Raw genomic sequence first — 14,333 nt, 5'->3', positions numbered from 1 at the left:
TGTCAGTCGACCAGTTCGTAGATGCTCCGGGCCACCAGCCACAGGCCGATGAGCAGGGAAAGGGTGACGACCAGTTGCTCCTGGTGCTGCTCCAGCCAGGTGCGCAGGGCGTTCAGCCGGGTGTCGGCGGCCGTGGGCGCCCAGACCGTGTACATCTCCATGACGATGAGGCTGAGCGTGGCCAGCAGACAGTAGCCGGTCAGCGCGAGCCAGTCGGTGAGGGTGGAGAGGTCCGCGTCGACGGCGGTCGCGGCACCGGCACCGACCAGCGCCCATGGCTGGAGCAGCCAGGCCAGGCCCGCCGCCGTGGCCGGGGTGGCGTTGTCGATCCGGCTGGTCCAGCGGGGCGGGCCGTGCGGGCGGGGAGGTCGGCGGTGCCGGTGCGCGCCGTACAGCACCATCGCCAGACCGATGGCGAGTTTCACGGCGATCACGGCGGTCGACGGCACGGTGTGACGGGCCGGGGGCTGACCGCCCGTCAGCAGCACCACACAAGCGATCACCGCGACCAGATTGGCCAGCCAGGACAACAGGAACGCCAGGCCCTGGCGAACACCGCGCCGCGAGGAGAGCAGCAGGATGAACGCGCTGTTGTGCAAAGGCCCCAGGGTGATGGCCGTACCGATCACGAGCAGGTCGAGGACCATCGGATCAATCGCTCCTGGATGAGGCCGTACGCCGCTTGCGGAACGGGCGGCCGGGTCGGCGCGGGCGGGCTTCGTTGCCGGAGTGCGGCAATCTGACCTTGCAGGGGGTGATCCGGCTGGTCAAGCAAGCCACGCCCGCGGCCTTGGCCACGCGGTGAAGGTTTCCCTCCGGCCGCGCGGGCCGGTTGTTCCAGGTCGCTACGGCCTGCCCGCGTCCGCCTTCGCCGCCCCCTTGGTGTCGGACCGGTGCGCCGCGAGGGCGGACGACGAGGTCACCGGCGGACGGCCGTGACCAGCCACGCCCCTGTCCGCATGCGTACACCGGTCGTCTGTTCGTACGGAGCGAGGGCGGCGCGGAGCGCACCCCGCAGACGCTTCGCCCCGTTCATGTCGCCCGCGGAGTCGAGCGTCTCCACCAGGTGCCGCCCGGGCCCGGACCCGAGCAGGTGCTCGGCCGCGTCGTCGGCGTCCTGCCCGAAGGTCCCGAGAGCGTCGACGGCTTCGGCGCGTATGTCGTCGAACCCGGCCTTCCCGAGAACATCTCGCACGACGACCGGGTCGGCGAGCGAGAACATGCCCGGGCCGGCGGAATCGCCGGAGGCTTGCGACGCGGAAGGCAGCGCCGCGCTGACCGAGCCGTACACCTGGGCCCACTCGCAGCGGGCGGGGTCCGCCATGCACACGAAGGCGAGCCGTCCGCCGGGGCGCAGTGCGCGGGCGATGTTGCCGAACGCGGCGGCCGGATCCGCGAAGAACATGATCCCGAAGCGGCTCACCGCCACGTCGAAATCAGCCTCCGGCAAGGGGTGGACCTGGGCGTCGCCCTGGTCGAAGCCGATGTTGACGAGACCCTGCTCCGAGGCCAGCAGGCGTGCCCGTCCGAGCATGGGGCCGGACAGGTCGAGGCCCAGGGCCGAACCCCGGGCGGCGGCGCGGGCGGCCAGCCGGGTGGTCTGGCCGGTCCCGCACCCGACATCGAGCACGCGGTCCTCGGGGCCGATCCCGGCCGCGGTGAGGAGGGGCTCGTTGAAGCCTTCGTTGATGGCGTTCCAGCGGTCGTGGTGGTCGCTCCAGTGTCGGCCCTCGTCGCCGTTCCAGGCCTGGGACTGTGCGGTGTTGACGAGCTCGCGCATGGGATCGCTCCTGCCGGAGAGCTAGTATGGGCGTCTGCCCATACAACGGTATGGGCGTTTGCCCATACTTGCAAGCGTCGTCCGGGAGGACCTGATGTCACCACGCGGTGTAGCGATCCCCGATGTCAGGGAACGGCTCTTCGCCGCGGCGGAGCGGGTGCTGGCCCGGGAAGGCACGGCCGGTCTGACCAACCGGTCCGTCACGGAGGAGGCGGGCTGCGCCAAGGGGCTGCTCTACAACCACTTCGCGGACCTGGACGACTTCGTGGCCCAACTCGTCCTGGACCGGTTCGCGCGGATCGCCGCGGAGGTGGGCCCGCTGCCCGATCGGGCGGGCAGCGGCAGCGTGCACGAGAACCTCGCAGCCGCGGCGCTCGCGATGCTCGGCACGAGCGGCCCCGCGATCGCCGCGGCCGCCGTCTCCCGCCACGAGGTCGCCCAGCGCGTGGCCCGGTCCTGGGCGGACGGCGCTCCCGGACCGGGCGCCGTCGAGGACGCGATGACCCGCTACCTCGAGGCCGAACAGCGCCTGGGCCGCGTGGCCCAGGGCGCCGACTGTCCCATGCTCGCCCTCGCCGTGACCGGCACGGTCCACCACCTTCTGATGCACCCGGGACCGCAACCGCAGGACAGCGCCCCACTGATCCGGCGACTGATCACGGCCCTGGTGGCCACGCCGGACGGTTCCACGGCGTCACCCTGACGTTTCCCGACGGGGAGCACGGACCCTGCGGTGCTGAGGGTCAGTCAAGTCCGGCTACGACCAGGCCACTTGGCTCGGGCTGCCGTCCGCGTACCGATGCGGTGGGCGTAGATGCGGAGCGGCCGTCTTCGCTGTGGCTACCGCCGCTCCCACTGCTCCTTCGTGATCTCGTACCGTACGCCCCCGTGTTCGGAGCCCTCGACCATCTCCATGTCGGGGGGAGTGGGGAGCGTGCCCGCGAGGGACATGTCGAGCTTCTCCATGATGTTGCGTGAGCCGTGGTTCACGGACATCGTCTCGGCCCAGACCATGCGCACACCGAGATCCGTGAACGCCTTGCCCAGCAAGGCTCGCGAGCCCTCTGTCGCGTAACCCCTGCCCCAGGCCGCCTGCCGCAGCCGGTAGCCGAGTTCGACCTCGTCCAGCGGGCCCTGCGGCTCGGGACGCAGGATGAACCAGCCGATGAACGCGCTCCCGTCCTTCTCGTGCGCGGCGAACAGCCCGAGGTCGCCGCCCCACTTCTCGTAGCCGGCGAGGATGTTCGGCACGTAGAGCTCGCGGACGATATCCGGCTCGGTGGGAGTGCCGCCCGTCAGATAGCGCATCACCGCAGGGTCGCTGTCCAGCTCGATCAGCAGCTCCGCGTCATCGGCGGTGAAGCGGCGCAGGGCGAGGCGCTCGGTTTCCAGGTAGGTGTCCACGGGCCGATGATGCCCGAAGCGAGTTGGGCAGCCGAATGGTTTTCTGGGCGACCCAGGGGTGTTGCCCGTGACGTCCGGTCAACTGGGCTCGCTCACGGGGACTTGGCCTTGGGCTTGGACCTGGGCTCGGGCTGGAGTGTGGCGGGAGTGCGTGAGGTCAGGGATGGTCGTGCCAGGCGACTGCCGTGATCTGCCAGCCGTGCGGGGTGCGGACGTACTGGATGGTTTTGGTTCCGCTTCCTTCGAAGGGCTTGCCGTCCAGGGTGCCGGATTTGCGGTACTGGCTGGTTCGGGAGGCGATGTCGCCGGTGGTCTGTGTCTGTTCGGCGGTCTCCCATTCCGTGAATTCGACGAGACGGCCGTCGGCCAGCAGCTGTTCGCGGGGTTCGATGAACTCGTCCACGGTGTAGACGGTGAAGTCCTGGCCGGTCTTGACGATCACGCCGCCGGGGAGCATGAGCCGACGGATCCGGGCCACGTCGGCAGGTTTGCCGCCCCGGTTGTCGAAGGCACCGAAGAACTCGGCGGTCAGCGCGTCTATCTCGGTCTTGGACATGGCAGGACGGTAACAGCGGGGGGTACCGGGCATCCTCTGCCGGGGCCGGGGCCCCGGTGGCCGGCGGCTGTGTGCCGCCCCGGTGTGCGGCCGTGCGGTCCGGCCGCAGCCGCGCGCCCCGCTCTTCGGGCCGTGAGGAGCGGGGCGCTGCCGGGCTAGCCGTGGTCCGCGTCGGTCCGGTCGGTGCTGTCGTCCGGGGTTGTCCTGGGGCTGGTGTGGAGGACTTCGCGGGCCTGTTCGGCGGCGCGGGTGATGCTTTCGCTGATGAAGTCGAGGAAGCGGGCGACATTTTCCAGGCGGGCGGCGGCGGGAGTGTCACGGCCCAGGACGGCGACACCCTGGCGCGCGGTCTTGACGAGTTCGTCGTTGGCCCGGGCGCTGGCGATCGTCGCCTGGTAGAAGAGCTCGTTGTCGACGAGGTAGCGGTCGCGGCGGCCCTCGTCGCGTTCCCGGCGGACCAGGCTCTGGCTCTCCAGGAACGTGATGGCCTTGGAGATGGACGCCGGGCTGACCTGGAGGCGCTGGGCGAGCCCGGAGGCCGTGAGGCTGCCCGTGTCGGCGGTGAACAGGCAGGTCAGCACCCGGGCCGGAATCTTGGGCAGGCCCGAACCCATGAGGACGGTGGTGAAGGTCTCCTCGTACTCGGCCACGGCCTCCGCATCACGTCCGTGCGCCAGCGGTGCCGACTCCTGTCCGTGGGAGGGGGCGGTCCTGCGCCGGTGGGCGCGGCGTTCGGTGGCGCGGTGGGCCAGGTTGGCGCGGTAGGCGGTGGGACCGCCGTTGCGCATCACCTCGCGCGTGACCGTCGAGGTCGGACGGCCCAAACCCCTGGCGATCTCGGCGTAGGGGAGGCTGTCGGCCAGTCCCAGCGCGATCTGCTGGCGTTCCTGCTGGGTGAGTCTGCCTCCCGGCATCGCGGTCTCCTCGGTGATCCCTCGCGGCGGTCCTGATTCCCCTCACTATAGCGTTCACCTCTCACCCATTGCAATGATCGACGTGAGGGATGTTGCGTTACTCCCGCCATCATTGCAACAGTTTTACGTCTTTGAACTGTAGGTCTGTCAATTTGATGCAACGAGTACATTGCCTTGAGGTGGAAAGCAACGTAGCGTTTCCAATGTCAGAAACGAACGCGGGTACCCCGAACACCCCGGGCATCCGAATGCCTCGACGCGAGCAGGAGAAGACCATGAAGAAGAACAGAACCGCCCGGACCGGCTCGACCTGGACCGGTATGGTCCCGGTCGACGACACGGCCCTTGCCGTCACCGACACCGGCGGCCCCGGCATCCCAGTCGTCTACCTCAACGGCCAGTTCGCCACCCAGGGATACTGGCGGCGGGTCATCGCCGAACTGGGGCCCGGCTGGCGCCACATCACGTACGACGAACGGGCCCGCGGCAAATCGAAGCGCTCGGCGGACTACTCCTTCGAGGCGGCGGTGCGGGACGTCGACGCCGTCCTCGCGGCCCGGGGCGTGGACCGTGCGCTGGTGGCGGGCTGGTCCTACGGGGCGTTCGTCGGAGCGCACTGGGCCCACCGCAACCCCGGACGCGCTCTGGGCGCGGTCCTGGTCGACGGCGCCCAGCCCTACGACTGGCTGGACGAGGCCATGGAGCAGCGGATCCGCAAACTCTTCCGCAGGATGGGCTGGTTCCTGCCGCTGCTTCGCCCCACGGGCCTGACCCCGCGGATGAACGCGGAACAGATGGCCGACACCAACATCGAACTCGGCAGGCTCGCCCGCGAGCGCGAACTGGCCCCCGTACTGGACGCCATCACCGTCCCGGTGCGCTACGTGGTCGCCTCGGGCACGTCCCTGGGAAGCAAGGGGGACGAGCAGGAACGGATCCGGGCCGCTCTCGACGGGGTGACCGCCCGCAATCCGAACATCCGGATCAGCGCGAAGGCCGTCAGCAACCACGATGCGATCCTGAAGAAGGACTTCGCGGCAGTCGCGGAGGCCGTACGCGAGGTCGCCGCCCTCGACCGGGGCGGGAACTGAGGGCACGGGCCGGCCGCCGGCAGGATCCTGGTCCGCTCGCGAGAGCAGGGGAGGAGAGCCGCGCCCGCCACCCCGGCCGACACCCCGCAACCTCTGGCTGCGGGGTGTCAACCCTGTTCCAGGGGTGCGCTGTTGCGGATGGCGGGTGGCGGATGGTGCCTAGCGGGGGACGGCCACGCGCTGGTACGCCCACATCGGCCTGTTCCCGTATGGCGCTCCCGTTCAGGCAACCGTAACCTTGGCCGTGGTTGCTGTGGGTAGTCTTTCGTGCGCTGCTTGTTGTGTACGAGCCGAGTAATCCGGCCGTTGCTCTGCGGTAGTGCACAGTCGTCCACTAGCGTTGCCGTGCATCGTCCGGGGCGGATCGGGGGATCGGGGGAACTGAGGTGGTGCATGAGGGGAAACCCTTGTGGCGCAGGAGCAGCAGGTGTGGCAACGAAAGCGAGTGCGTGGAGGTCGCGGTGGAACGTGACGGCGTCCTCGCCCGCGACTCGAAGACACTTGCCGGGCCCCCTTTGACGTTCACCGCCGGTGTCTGGTCCGTGTTTCTGGACGCCGTGAGGGCAGGGGAGTTAGAGAACCCGTGACGTTCTTGACCAGCCGGCTGCAAGGGGGAGGGGGACGGATGGACGCCGGAGCATCGGCCGTTCAGCGTCCGGGCCGAAAGGTCCGCAGCCGGTCTGTGGCGGTGGGCGGAGCGATCGGGTTCACACTCGTCGTCGGCGTTGTCGCCACCTTGGCGGCAGCCGCGGCCACCACGCTGGTCGACAGCGTTGTCCTCAAGAGAATTCTCTGGGTCTCCGTGGCCGTGATCGTGGCGGTCAGCGCCGGCCTGTGGCGCGCGGGCGTTTCTCCTACGGCGCCCCCACCTGATTCTGATCGCCTTCCGTACGGTTCTCAGGCGGGTTCTCCGCGATAGCGCGCGCCGCCCGTCGGCGTATGGACCACGCTTTCAGCGCCCAGACCGCCGCGGTCGACAGGCCGCCGCCGACGACGGTCAGGATGCTCGTGCCGACCGGCCGCCACGACAGTTTCAGCCGGCCCGCCTTGTCCACGACGAACGCGGTGCCGGCCACGACGCCCATCACGACGATCGCCAGCCCCATCAGGGCTATCACCCCGGCGAGAGCGAGCATCCGCAGCCTGTTCGCCCCGTTGAGCTCCGCGAGCTGCCGGTCGCGCTCGGCGCGGGCGTTCTCTATCGCGATCAGGTTCTGTGTCGCGGCCGGGTCCTGGATGGCCTGTGCCTTGAGCACCTCGTCGGTCATGTCGTCCGCCGGATCCGGCCCGCCGGGCGTATTCGTCTGCACCCACTCCAGAAGGCGCTGCCATACAGGCCTGGAGACCACGCTTTGGTCCTCCCCCTGCCGCTCGTCACCGTTGACGGGGCCCGGCTGTTAACGGACGCCGAGGTCCTGCTGGACACGGCTGATCAGGTCGGCCGACTCCGACTCGCCGAGCGCAGCGTCGGTGATCGCCCGGAAGCATTCCTGGTAACGGGCCAGCAGACGCAGGTCCTCACCGCCGGTCATGCTGCCGGCCGCGTGTTCCAGATAGAGCAGATCGTCGTCGTCGGGAAAGCCCAGCAGGACGAAGCTGCCCAGTGTGCTGTAGTGCGCTCCCGCCTCGAACGGCAATACCCGCACGGACACTTCCGGGCGACTTCCGAGATCGAGCAGGTGGCCCAGTTGCTCCTCCAGCACGTCCTTGCCGCCGATCTGACGTCGCACGGCTGCCTCGTCCAGTACGAACACGCAGGCGGGCCTGCCCGAGTCGTCGAACATCCGCTGCTGTCGTTCCATGCGCAGGTCCACGAGCCTTCGGAACGTCTCCTCGTCCAGGTCGCGGGGGGTCAGGAGGGCCTCGGCGTAGCCGCGGGTCTGCAAGTGCCCAGGCACCACGATGGGGTGATAGGTGTGCAGGGATTCCGCCGCACCCTCGTACCCCAGGTACTGGGCGAACTGCGGCCTGATGACCTCGTGGTATCCGGACCACCAGCTCGGCCCCTTGCTGCCTCGCGCGGCCCGCTCCAGATCCTCCACCCGCTCGGGATCCGTGACCTCGTACAAGGCCAGCAGCGCTCGAAGATCACTCACTGACACGCCGACCGTGCCGGTTTCGACCCGGATCAGTTTCGACTGGGACCATTCGATCCGCTCGGCCGCCTCCCGCTGACTCAGTTCCACATGCTCACGCGCCCGCCGCAGCGCAAGGCGCAGCTTGCGTCGGTTCAGGCTGGGGTCAATCTGATGTGTCATGGCCGCTCCTTCTCCGCGCACGTACCCGGATCTTCATCGGCCATGCACAGAAAGTTCTTAGCTCTTCGCCTAGCTCATTATGCTCCGAGCTTTCTGCATAGAGCCAAAAGGCGCAGAGGGTGGAGCGTCGCACCTCGGGAGGGGCTTCGGCGGCCTGTGCTGCGGAACCGCCTGCCTCACCTAACGTCACAGTCCGTTTCTGTGCTCCCGGAAGACACCGCCTTTTTCGCGTGGTTGGCGCACGAGGGAGCGCGCCAAGGGCGCGTAAATCTCGGAACGCGACACTCCGTACGCCGGAGCGCGCGTGACGGCCGGCGTGCGACGTCGATCGGCCGGTGCTGCCTCCCGACGTAGCGTTCACGTTCGCTTCATTGCAATGAAAGGGGTGACGCCTGTTGCGTTAGAAGTGTCATCATTGCAACGAATTATCGGCATCTAGCTGGGATAATGGTGAATGCATGCAAGAACTCTGTTGCTACATCCATGAACGCAACGTAGCGTTTCCAATGTAAGAAACGTCGATCGAGAGGCTTCGTGGGCCGAGGGCGTGCGTTTCGTGGAGCGAGCGGTCAAAAGGGGTGGAGATCATGGAAGCAGCACAGAGTCGACGGCAGGCCGCCGCTCCGCGAGCCTTCGCCGCCTTCGCCCGCTTCGTGCTCTGCGGCGGGGGAGTGGGACTCGCCTCCAGCTTCGCCGTGGCGGCCCTGGCCCGCTGGATTCCCTGGGGCCTGGCCAACGCCCTGATCACCGCGGCTTCCACCGTCCTGGCCACCGAACTGCACGCCCGCTTCACCTTCGGTGCCGGCGGACGCGCTACCTGGCGCCAGCATGTGCAGTCGGCCGGGTCCGCCGCGGCCACGTACGCGGTGACCTGTGGGGCGATGCTCGTCCTGCACCAACTGGTGGCAGGGCCCGGCGCGTTGCTCGATCAGGTCGTCTATCTGTCCGCCTCCGCGCTCGCCGGTGTCGCCCGGTTCGCCGCGCTGCGACTCGTCGTCTTCGCGCGCAACCACACACAGGACGCCCTCGCTACCGTGCACCACGAAGCCGCGCGGGACACCGCCGCCGCCCGCACCTCCCGCCACGTACCCGCGACCGCGGCGGCCCGTGTCCCGGTGCCGGCCGGTCAGGCGACGCTCTGCCGCGCCGCCTGACCGCTTCGCCGGGAGGGTCACGCCGGCCGGAATGCTACATCCGCGGGTTGGGCTTCAGCAGGGCGAACGTCGCACCGAAGGGGTCCGCGAGCCAGGCGATCCGGCCGACGTCCGGGACGTCCGCCGCCGGCATCAGGACGGACCCGCCGTTCGCCGCGGCCGTCGCGGCCGTGGCGTCGGCGTCCTCCGCGTGGAAGTAGGGCACCCAGCGGGGCTGTTCGGCGTCGCCGTCGCCCATCGGCGCGACCCCGCCGAAGGAGGCGTCCTGCTGGTCGCCGTCCTTGGTGCTCAGTACCCGGTACGTCATGCCGGGCACATCCATGTCCTGGCTGCGCCAGCCGAAGAGGCCCTGGTAGAAGCTGATGGCGGCGAGAGGGTCGGCGACGTGCAGCTCCGCCCACAGAAGCGTGTTCGGGGCGGAGGCGATCCCCAGTCCGACCGTCTTGCCGGGCTGCCAGAGCGCGAACTCGGCGCCCTGTGGGTCGGTGGCCTGTGCCAGATGGCCCTCGCCCATGACGTCCATGGGCTCCATCCGGACGGTGCCGCCGCCGGCCGTGATGGCCGAGACGGTGGCCTGGATGTCGTCCGCCTGGAAGTGGATCATCCATGCGGACTTTGCACCCTCCTGGGTCAGCGGACCGAGCGCGGCGACGGTCTTCCCGCCGACCTGGAAGAACCCGTACCCGCCCGCTTCCGGTCCGGCGGAGACGAACTGCCAGCCGAAGACCGCGCTGTAGAACGCGGCGGCCGCCTCGGTGTCGGGGCTGCCGAGGTCGAGCCAGTTGGGCGATCCGAGGCTGAAGTCTGTACCGAGCATGAGGAGTCCTCCGGGGACGACGGTCGATCGGGCGGGGGCAACGATGCCGACCGGGCCCGCGTCAGGCCACCTGTGCGCGTCGGCGGCTCACCCGGTTCACCCGTACGGACCAACCTGCGCGCAGTACCGGGCGCCCGGGGCGCGACCGCTCCACTCATGCCGTGGTCGGTGCCGCGGTCTGGCGCCGTTCGCCCCGGCCGCGGTCCCGCCCGGTGTCGCCGCTTGCGGGCCCGGCGGGACCTGATGCCCCGCCGACCTCGTCAGCCATAGCGTTCACCTTCATTCAATGCAACGGAATCTGTGCAGGGATGTTGCGTTAATCGCGAGTCGGTTGCAACGAAATATAGGCTATGAACTGTACTTATGAGATACTGACGCAACAGTGATGTTGCCGAAACCGTGAATGCAACGTAGCGTTTCTGTCATCGGAAAGCAGCGGGCCAAGCAGGGCGCGCGATGCCTGAGAAGGAGAGCACGATGCAGAAGTTCGACACCCCCGCCCCCGTCTCGGCCGTCGTCGACATCCCCGCGGGGCGAATCCAGTTCATCGCCGCCGACCGCGCCGACACCACCGTCGAGGTCCTGCCCGCCAACCGTTCCAAGAGCCGTGACGTGAAGGCGGCCGGACAGGTCCGGATCGCCTACGCCGACGGCGTCCTGCGGGTCGAGGCCCCCGAGGCGAAGAACCGGATCCTCGGCCCGTCCGGGTCCGTCGAGGTGACGGTGCAACTGCCGGCCGGTTCCCGTGTCGAGGCGAAGGCGGCGGCCGCCGAGTTCCGTGGCGTTGGGCGGCTCGGCGACGTCACCTTCGAGGGCGGCCACCGCTCGGTGAAGCTCGACGAGGCCGACAGCGTCCGCCTGGCCGGCCTGGACGCCGACATCACCGTCGGCCGCCTCAACGGCCCCGCCGAGATCAGCACCCAGAAGGGCGACGTGAGTATCACCGAGGCCGCCCGTGGAGCTCTCACGCTGAGCACCCAGATGGGCGACATCAGCGTGGGCGCCGCCCCCGGCGTCTCCGCGACCCTGGACGCCGGCACCACGTACGGCCGGATCAGCAACACGCTCAAGAACGCCGACGACACCCCCGGCCTGACGATCCGGGCGACCACCGCCCACGGCGACATCACCGCCCACAGTCTCTGACCGGCATCGCCGTCCGGCGACTTCGCCCCGTCGCACCCCACGCCCGGCCGGGTCCAACTGATCGCGCGCTGAAGGCCGTTCGCTTCCTACCGAGGCACCCCCGCCCAGAACGGTTCCGTGACACCTGTCATGCGAAACGGCGTGCGCCAGGCACTGGGAAAGGCGATGTGCCGGTCCTGCGGTCCGCATCGACGCCTGGGGCCTGCTCGGTGGAGTCACCGTCGCCCGCGGGTGACGTCACCTGTCAGTCGCACAGGGCCGCGACCACCAGGCTGTCGAAGACCAGGACTCCGTTCTGGGAGGCGGTCACGCGGACCGCGGTGTCCTCGGCCGCGTCCTGCTGCGGGAGCGGGGTCGCGGCGATCTCGCACGCGATGTCCAGCTCCACGGGACGGTGGAACGCGCTGCGCACCTCGACGGGCAGAACCCGGTACGGGGCGCAGACGGCCTGGGCGGCCTGGCGGGCGGCCTCCAGCAGCAGCATGGCGGGGACGTGGTCGACGGGGTGGTCGAAGAGCGCCGGGTGACTGGGGTCGACCCGCAACTGCCAGACGTGGCCGCCCCGGCCGGAGCGTGCGGTCGGAACGCCGAGCACCACGTCCCGTACGTCGAGGCGCCCCACGACGGGCGGCGGCAGGGCCTCGGGCAGCGGCGGCAGGCTCGTAGGCGGACCGAGACGGTCCCCGCGCAGCCGGGCGTACGCGGCGGGCGGGAGGATGTCGAGGCTGATGCGGCCGGCCCCGACGAAGGCGTCGTCGTCACGCAGCAGTTCGGCCTCCACGGTCATCGCCGTCGCGGCCCCCGCACCGGCGCCCGGGGCCGCGCCCGGGTCGGGGGAGCGGGCCACCTCCAGCCGGATCTCGGCCGGCCGGCTGCCCAGGAGGAGCGCGGCCGGGACGACTTCGATGTCCAGTTCGCCGATGACCCACTGATGGCCGCGGGGAATCCCGTAGTAGGTCTGGCCGACCAGCAAGGACGCCTGTCTCAGCGACTCGGCCGCCAGCAGTGGGTCGTACCAGGCACCGGCGATCGGCGCGTAGAAGGCGTGACCCCGGGGCCACTGGGCGCCGAGGAAGAAGGTGTCGGCACCGGTCCGCTGCCAGTCGGTGATCAGTACGTCGGCGATCGCGCTGCGGTCGACGAGGTGGCGGGGTGCGGTACGCAGGTAGGAGAGCCCGCCCCGGCCGGGACCGTGGTCCGGTGCCAGGAACGCGCGCGAGGGATCGGTCAGAGACACGCGGGTCTGCCCTTCTCGTGGCCGGTGGTGGGGCGGGCGCCGGCGGCCCGGGTCAGGCGACCAGTTCGGCGAAGCGTCCGGCGTGGAAGACCAACGGGCCCTCACCGTCGGTGACGGCGCCCTCGACGGCGTCGGCGATGACCAGTTCGTGGTCGCCGGCCTGGTGGATGGCGGTGATACGGCAGTCCAGCCAGCCCAGGCCGTCCCCGGGTATGGGGTGCCCGGCCCGGGTGAAGTCCCACTCGCCGCCGCCGAAGCGGTCGGCGCCCTTGGTGGCGAAGGTCCGGCACAACTGCGCGTGCTGCCCGCCCAGGATGGTCACGGCGAAGCTTCCCGTCTCCCGGATCGCGGGCCAGGTGGTCGACGTGGACGCCGCGCACAGGGCGATCAGCGGCGGGTCGAGGGAGACGGAGGTGAAGGAATTGACGGCCATGCCCACGGGGCCCGTCTCGGTCTGCGCGGTGATCAGGACGACCCCGGTGGTGAACCGGCCCAGGATGTTGCGAAACGAACGCTGCTCCAGCATGTGCTCTCCCGCTGAAATACCGGCAAGGCGCCGACGGACGAAGAAGACGGACGAAGAAGGCGAAGAAGAAACGGACGAAGAAGAAGTAGGCGAGGGACGGACACGAGAAAACGGGGGGGGCAGGGCCGGCGCGGGGGCGGGACGTGCCGCCCCCGCGCCGTGTGAGACCCGCGCCGCGAGGGCCGCGCGGCCCCGTCCCCGCGCCTGCCGTGTATGCGTCGAGCCATGTGAGACCTGCCCTGCGGGCGCCGCGTGGACCCGTCCCCGCGCCGCGAGCGCTGCTCAGCGGGCGCCGGCGCGGCTCGCGATGGCCCACTCCACCGCTTCCTGCGGACGGGCCGCGGAACCGGTGAGCTGCGGGGACACATAACGGGCCAGCAGCTCCAGGCTGCGGTTGGTCTTCTCGTACGAGGTCCAGTCGGCCACGTAGACCAGGAGCTTGCCGAAACCGCCGGTGGCCTCCTGCATGCGCCGGATGCCCTGCACGACGTCCTCGACCGAACCGACGAGCGCGCCCCCGGCCTCCACCCGGGCCTCGAGCGCCCGCTCGCGCGGGGTGTCCGGGCTGATGACCTCGCGGCCGGCCGCCTTGCCGAAGTACTCGAACAGCCAGCGGTCGTAGCCCTCACGGACATCGGCGAACGCCTCGGCGCGCGTCTCCGCGACATGGACCGGAAGCGCGATGCGCCAGTCCTCACGCCGCAGGGTCCGACCGTGCTCGTCCGCCGACTCCTGCGCGTACTTCCACTGCTGCGCCAGGCCTATGTGGTCCGGGGCGCCCGGCGTCATCAGCGCGAAGGGCAGCGCGAACGACGTCATGCTCAGGCCGTACTTGCCGACCAGGCGCGGGCTGGACGAGGAGGTGCCGCTGGTGGCCATGGCCACCTCGATGCCGTCGGGCTGGAAGCGGGGCAACTGAAGCTTGGCGTCCTGGAGTTCGTACCAGTCCGTCTTCTGCGTGATACGGGAGTCGCCGTTGACGAGCTCCAGGACGGTCGGCAGGGCCTCGTCCAGACGCTGGCGCTGCACGTCGGGCGCGAGACCGAACATCTTCGCGTCGAAGGGCACGCCGGGGCCGACCCCGAGGATGTAGCGGCCGCGGCTGAGGTGGTCGAGGTGGACGGCCCGGCTGGCGACATGGAAGGGGTGGTGCCCCGAAAGCGGCACGACACCGTGGGCCAGCTTGATCTGGCTGGTGCGCTGCGAGGCCGCGGCGATCATCGTCTCGGGGGCGCCGACCAGGCCCCAGCCGAGGGTGTGGTGCTCACCGAACCACGCCTCGTCGAAGTTCAGGCGGTCCGCGTGCTCGACCAGGTCGAGATTGCGGCGGACGGCGAGGTGGGGGTCCTGGCCGGTCTCGTGGACGGGGGACAGGAAGAGACCGATACGGCTGTGCACAGCATTCCTCCGAGGAATATGAAGACGGATCAGAAAGTGGAAGTGGATCTGG

The 14,333-nt window shown here is 69.8% G+C and carries 16 protein-coding genes; 5 read left to right on the top strand and 11 right to left on the bottom strand.

The genetic code is table 11. The features are described 5' to 3' along the window. Positions 1–2: 2 nt before the first annotated feature. On the bottom strand, positions 3–647 hold the full coding sequence (locus ABZV42_RS33820) for a GAP family protein (RefSeq protein ID WP_355984185.1): 645 nt from the start codon (positions 645–647) through the stop codon (positions 3–5). A gap of 272 nt (positions 648–919) precedes the next feature. Then, positions 920–1,780: a methyltransferase domain-containing protein gene (locus ABZV42_RS33815; protein ID WP_356055233.1), complete on the bottom strand. Its 861-nt coding sequence runs from the start codon at positions 1,778–1,780 to the stop codon at positions 920–922. A 94-nt stretch (positions 1,781–1,874) separates the two neighbouring features. Here ABZV42_RS33815 and ABZV42_RS33810 point away from each other — a divergent pair, with 94 nt between their 5' ends. Continuing rightward, positions 1,875–2,483: a TetR/AcrR family transcriptional regulator gene (locus tag ABZV42_RS33810; protein ID WP_356055231.1), complete on the top strand. Its 609-nt coding sequence runs from the start codon at positions 1,875–1,877 to the stop codon at positions 2,481–2,483. Positions 2,484–2,620: 137 nt separating this feature from the next. On the opposite strand, the gene ABZV42_RS33805 is transcribed toward ABZV42_RS33810, so the two are convergent. From ABZV42_RS33805 to ABZV42_RS33795, 3 genes are all read right to left on the bottom strand, one after another. After that, positions 2,621–3,184 carry a GNAT family N-acetyltransferase gene (locus ABZV42_RS33805; protein ID WP_355984182.1) on the bottom strand — a complete coding sequence of 188 codons (564 nt, stop codon included), beginning with the start codon at positions 3,182–3,184 and terminating at the stop codon, positions 2,621–2,623. A 157-nt stretch (positions 3,185–3,341) separates the two neighbouring features. After that, positions 3,342–3,740: a nuclear transport factor 2 family protein gene (locus ABZV42_RS33800; protein WP_355984181.1), complete on the bottom strand. Its 399-nt coding sequence runs from the start codon at positions 3,738–3,740 to the stop codon at positions 3,342–3,344. A gap of 155 nt (positions 3,741–3,895) precedes the next feature. Further along, positions 3,896–4,654: a helix-turn-helix domain-containing protein gene (locus ABZV42_RS33795; protein WP_356055230.1), complete on the bottom strand. Its 759-nt coding sequence runs from the start codon at positions 4,652–4,654 to the stop codon at positions 3,896–3,898. A gap of 275 nt (positions 4,655–4,929) precedes the next feature. On the opposite strand from ABZV42_RS33795, the gene ABZV42_RS33790 reads away from it, so the two are divergent. Then, positions 4,930–5,745: an alpha/beta hydrolase gene (locus tag ABZV42_RS33790; protein WP_355984179.1), complete on the top strand. Its 816-nt coding sequence runs from the start codon at positions 4,930–4,932 to the stop codon at positions 5,743–5,745. 386 nt (positions 5,746–6,131) lie between these two features. Beyond that, complete coding sequence (locus ABZV42_RS33785) at positions 6,132–6,332, top strand: DUF397 domain-containing protein (RefSeq protein WP_356055228.1); 201 nt, start codon at positions 6,132–6,134, stop codon at positions 6,330–6,332. 267 nt (positions 6,333–6,599) lie between these two features. On the opposite strand, the gene ABZV42_RS33780 is transcribed toward ABZV42_RS33785, so the two are convergent. Continuing rightward, entirely contained in the window at positions 6,600–7,013 is a 414-nt protein-coding gene (locus ABZV42_RS33780; RefSeq protein ID WP_356055226.1) for a hypothetical protein, read from the bottom strand. Between the two features lie 129 nt (positions 7,014–7,142). Beyond that, positions 7,143–8,003, bottom strand: coding sequence for a helix-turn-helix transcriptional regulator (locus ABZV42_RS33775; RefSeq protein ID WP_355984176.1), 861 nt, complete (start codon positions 8,001–8,003; stop codon positions 7,143–7,145). A 587-nt stretch (positions 8,004–8,590) separates the two neighbouring features. On the opposite strand from ABZV42_RS33775, the gene ABZV42_RS33770 reads away from it, so the two are divergent. Continuing rightward, complete coding sequence (locus ABZV42_RS33770) at positions 8,591–9,157, top strand: hypothetical protein (protein WP_355984175.1); 567 nt, start codon at positions 8,591–8,593, stop codon at positions 9,155–9,157. A 34-nt stretch (positions 9,158–9,191) separates the two neighbouring features. Here ABZV42_RS33770 and ABZV42_RS33765 read toward each other — a convergent pair whose 3' ends face one another. Continuing rightward, positions 9,192–9,974 carry a VOC family protein gene (locus ABZV42_RS33765; protein ID WP_355984174.1) on the bottom strand — a complete coding sequence of 261 codons (783 nt, stop codon included), beginning with the start codon at positions 9,972–9,974 and terminating at the stop codon, positions 9,192–9,194. Between the two features lie 477 nt (positions 9,975–10,451). Between ABZV42_RS33765 and ABZV42_RS33760 the strand changes: the two genes are divergently transcribed. After that, positions 10,452–11,120, top strand: a complete 669-nt coding sequence (locus ABZV42_RS33760) for a DUF4097 family beta strand repeat-containing protein (protein ID WP_356055224.1) — start codon at positions 10,452–10,454, stop codon at positions 11,118–11,120. A 244-nt stretch (positions 11,121–11,364) separates the two neighbouring features. Here the strand turns inward: ABZV42_RS33760 and ABZV42_RS33755 are convergent, their stop codons facing one another. The 3 genes from ABZV42_RS33755 to ABZV42_RS33745 form a co-directional block, all read right to left on the bottom strand. After that, positions 11,365–12,357 carry a ScbA/BarX family gamma-butyrolactone biosynthesis protein gene (locus ABZV42_RS33755; protein ID WP_356055222.1) on the bottom strand — a complete coding sequence of 331 codons (993 nt, stop codon included), beginning with the start codon at positions 12,355–12,357 and terminating at the stop codon, positions 11,365–11,367. Positions 12,358–12,409: 52 nt separating this feature from the next. Further along, on the bottom strand, positions 12,410–12,883 hold the full coding sequence (locus ABZV42_RS33750; protein WP_355984171.1) for a flavin reductase family protein: 474 nt from the start codon (positions 12,881–12,883) through the stop codon (positions 12,410–12,412). 282 nt (positions 12,884–13,165) lie between these two features. After that, positions 13,166–14,281 (bottom strand): LLM class flavin-dependent oxidoreductase, encoded by a 1,116-nt coding sequence (locus ABZV42_RS33745; RefSeq protein ID WP_356055219.1) that lies wholly within the window; start codon positions 14,279–14,281, stop codon positions 13,166–13,168. Positions 14,282–14,333: the final 52 nt, after the last annotated feature.

The organism is Streptomyces sp. NPDC005281 (assembly GCF_040607495.1).
In the GTDB taxonomy this organism is placed as follows: Bacteria; Actinomycetota; Actinomycetes; order Streptomycetales; family Streptomycetaceae; genus Streptomyces.
The sequence above is the reverse complement of the archived record's forward strand: the minus strand, read 5'-3'. Positions and strand labels throughout refer to the sequence as shown.